The 2,412-nt window shown below is 69.0% G+C and carries 4 protein-coding genes; 2 read left to right on the top strand and 2 right to left on the bottom strand.

Annotated features, from left to right (window positions below; all coding sequences use genetic code 11):
- A partial coding sequence (locus tag J0I79_RS34860; protein ID WP_292870694.1) for a LysR family transcriptional regulator occupies window positions 1-412 on the bottom strand: 412 nt, incomplete at its 3' end.
- Window positions 413-515: 103 nt separating this feature from the next.
- Here J0I79_RS34860 and J0I79_RS34865 point away from each other — a divergent pair.
- Both J0I79_RS34865 and J0I79_RS34870 read left to right on the top strand, forming a co-directional pair.
- The gene (locus J0I79_RS34865; RefSeq protein WP_292870697.1) at window positions 516-716 is read left to right on the top strand and encodes a hypothetical protein; all 201 of its coding nucleotides are present in this window, start codon (window positions 516-518) and stop codon (window positions 714-716) included.
- A 25-nt stretch (window positions 717-741) separates the two neighbouring features.
- Window positions 742-1,491: a sulfite exporter TauE/SafE family protein gene (locus J0I79_RS34870; protein ID WP_292870700.1), complete on the top strand. Its 750-nt coding sequence runs from the start codon at window positions 742-744 to the stop codon at window positions 1,489-1,491.
- An 11-nt stretch (window positions 1,492-1,502) separates the two neighbouring features.
- On the opposite strand, the gene J0I79_RS34875 is transcribed toward J0I79_RS34870, so the two are convergent.
- Complete coding sequence (locus tag J0I79_RS34875) at window positions 1,503-2,231, bottom strand: IclR family transcriptional regulator (RefSeq protein ID WP_292870704.1); 729 nt, start codon at window positions 2,229-2,231, stop codon at window positions 1,503-1,505.
- Window positions 2,232-2,412 lie beyond the last annotated feature (181 nt).

A 2,412-nucleotide genomic window follows, 5' to 3' on the forward strand; every position in this document is an offset into this window, starting at 1 on the left:
CCGCCTCGGCGATCTCGTGGCTGGGGCGCTCGTCGAGCTCGACATCGATGCCGGGGTGCGCGGCAAGGAAGGCCGGCAAGGTCTCGCGCAGGATTTCGCCCGTCGCCGCCGTGTTGGCCATCAGGCGGACGCGGGCGCGCAGGCCGCTGGCATAGGCGCCGAGATCGCCGGCCATCGCCTCGATCTGGTTCTGCACGGCGCGCGCATGATGGAGCAGCGCCTGCCCGGCGGCGGTCGGCGCGACGCCACGGCGGCGGCGCTCCAGAAGCGGCGCGCCGAGGCTCTCCTCCATGCCCTTGATGCGGGCGCTGGCCGAGGCCAAAGCAAGGCCGGCAAGTGCGGCGCCATGGGTGATGCTGCCGCGCTCGGCAACGAGCAGGAAGAGCCGGAGATCGGTGAGGTCGAAGCGCATCTTTTCTCCCGCAGCCTTCGGCCTGGACGAAGGCTGATGCCGCAACTTCCACATTGTGGGCTGTCCCCCGCATGCGTCAAATCATTTCCGATGGAGATGTGCGATGAGCGGAAGAACACCACACCGGCAGGGCTTGGGCATTCTTGAAAGCACGGCCGTCGTGCTGGCCGTGGCGGTCGCCTCGCTTGCCATGGCGCGGGCCTACACTGGTCCCAGGGAGCGCGAGCCGGCAATGGCTTACGGTCGCGAGGCCGCGCCTGAGCGGGCCGGCCCGGATGCGGCGGACATGCTGCTGCACGATTGAACATACGGGCTGCTGGAAGTCACTGATGCTGAGCACAGCCATCATCGCCTGGATCGGCGCGGTCTTCCTGGCCGCCGGCTTCGTCAAGGGTGTCGTCGGCATGGGGCTGCCGACCGTTGCAATGGGGCTGCTGGCGGTGACGATGCCGCCGGCGCAGGCCGCCGCGCTGCTCATCATCCCGTCCATGGTCACCAATCTCTGGCAGCTGTTCACCGGGCCGGCCTTCGGCGGGCTGTGCAGGCGCCTGTGGACGATGATGGCCGGCGTCATGGCCGGAACGATTGCCGGGGCCGGGCTGCTGACCGGAGCGCACACCGCGCTCGCCTCGGCGGGGCTCGGCGTGGCGCTGGCGGCTTATGCGCTTGTCGGCCTCGCCAGGGTCGGCTTTGCCACGCCGGCGCGGCACGAGGCGTGGGCCTCGCCGCTGGTCGGCGTCGTGACCGGGCTGGTGACCGGCGCCACCGGCGTCTTCGTCATTCCGGCGGTGCCTTACCTGCAATCGCTGCGGCTCGGCCGGGAAGACCTGATCCAGGCGCTCGGCCTTTCCTTCACCGTGTCGACGGTGGCGCTTGCCGTCGGGCTGTTCAGGACCGGCGCGCTCGGCTCGCCCGCCTCGCAGCTGTCGTCATCGCTGCTGGCGCTCGTGCCGGCGCTGGCCGGCATGTTCATCGGCCAGGCGCTGCGGCGCAGGATGAGCGTCGACACGTTCCGCACCGTGTTCCTGGCCGGCCTGCTGGCGCTGGGCTGCTATCTGGCGCTGGAAGCGGCGGTGTAGCCCGGTAAACGTCAGCCGGAGATCGCCCTGGCGCCGTCGATGAGCTGGCGGGCGATGACCGGGACCTGGTCGTGCGCGAGATCGGCGACGGGCACCACGATCACCAGACTGCCCAGGATGCGTTTTTCGGAGTTGAAGATCGGAGCGGCAATGCCTGCGTTGCGGCTGTCGACCTCGCCGGCGGAGAACGAATAGCCCTGCTGGCGTATCGCCTTGAGGGTCTTGCGGAAGCTCGCCCAGTCGTTGCCGAGGCCGGCGGCGGCGATCTCGGCGGCGTTGGACAGCATAAGGCTGCGCAAGCGGTGGTCGGGCAGGTGCGCCAGGATCGCCTTGCCCGCCGCCCCGCGCAGCAGCGGCATGGGGCGGCCGCGGTCGTAGCTGGTCAGCACCGTGCGGTCGGGCCAGGCCTGCGCGATGCAGACGACGTTCTTGCCGTAATAGGCGCAGACCATCAGATTGCCCTTCACGCGCGTGATCAGGTCGTCCATCACGTCGCCCGCGCGGTGCAGCAGCGGGTCGTTGAGGCGGATCTGGCGGTCGAGCTGAATGATGCGGGCGCCGAGCGTGAAGCCGCGCTGGATGTCGGGCGCGATCAGGCCGGCGGAACTCAGCGTCTTCAGGTAGCGGTAGGCGGTCGGCACCGAGCAGTTCAGCTCGGCCGCGACCTCTTCGGCGGTGAGCGTCGTGCGGTCGCCGTCAAACAGGTCGAAAATGGCGACCATGCGCGTCAGGCTGTCCATCCCTAGATCGAACTCCCGGCTGGCCGGCCGGCGGCTGAAGCGCCGCCCAAGCCCGCGACTTTCCCCAAAGTCTCAAATCAGTTGCGACAGTGTATGAAAGCACCGCCGCGAAGCGTCAACTTGCAAGGCCGTCCGGCCGCGATCGGGTTCAATGGATGTGCATGCCGCCATTGATGTCGAT

It is taken from the genome of Mesorhizobium sp., assembly GCF_017306585.1.
GTDB lineage: Bacteria > Pseudomonadota > Alphaproteobacteria > Rhizobiales > Rhizobiaceae > Mesorhizobium.

Excerpts from the sequence above, each read along its gene's own strand:
- J0I79_RS34865 (WP_292870697.1), top strand. The coding sequence starts at position 516 with ATGAGCGGAAGAACACCACACCGGCAGGGCTTGGGCATTCTTGAAAGC.
- J0I79_RS34870 (WP_292870700.1), top strand. The coding sequence starts at position 742 with ATGCTGAGCACAGCCATCATCGCCTGGATCGGCGCGGTCTTCCTGGCC.
- J0I79_RS34875 (WP_292870704.1), bottom strand. The coding sequence starts at position 2,231 with ATGGACAGCCTGACGCGCATGGTCGCCATTTTCGACCTGTTTGACGGC.